This window comes from Acinetobacter sp. ANC_7511 (genome assembly GCF_056779975.1).
This window is the reverse complement of record NZ_JBWYIY010000057.1, coordinates 1-477: the sequence shown is the minus strand read 5'-3', so window position 1 is coordinate 477 and position 477 is coordinate 1. Positions and strand designations below refer to the sequence as shown.

Genomic DNA, 477 nt, shown 5'->3' with positions numbered 1-477 from the left:
ACTACGTTTTAGAAAATCCAATCAAAGCTGACTTTGCGTTAATTAAAGCGCATAAGGGCGATCGCTGGGGGAACTTGGTGTACCGTAAATCTGCACGTAACTTTGGTCCAATTATGGCCATGGCAGCAGATATCACCATCGCACAAGTATCAGAAGTCGTGGAACTCGGTGCCTTAGATCCTGAACACATCATCACCCCAGGGATCTTTGTACAACACGTTGTACAAGTTCAACCTGCGCAGTAATTTGAGATTGGAGAAATAAAATGAGTTATCAAAAATTAACCCGTGATCAAATTGCTGAACGTGTTGCACAAGATATTCCTGATGGTGCTTATGTCAACCTTGGCATTGGTTTACCGACCAAGATCTCGAGTTACTTACCTGCTGACAAAGATGTCTTTTTACATTCTGAAAATGGTTTATTGGCCTTTGGTCCACCCCCTGCGGAAGAAGACCGTGACCCTGAGTTAATTAA

2 protein-coding genes are annotated in these 477 nt (G+C 43.0%); both read left to right on the top strand.

Annotated elements, in window-relative coordinates; translation table 11 throughout:
• Positions 1-245, top strand: a 245-nt coding sequence (locus tag AC1M9L_RS14810; RefSeq protein WP_481592561.1) for a 3-oxoacid CoA-transferase subunit A, incomplete at its 5' end; no start/stop codon positions are given.
• A gap of 20 nt (positions 246-265) precedes the next feature.
• On the top strand, positions 266-477 hold a 212-nt coding region (locus tag AC1M9L_RS14805; RefSeq protein ID WP_481592560.1), incomplete at its 3' end, for a CoA-transferase.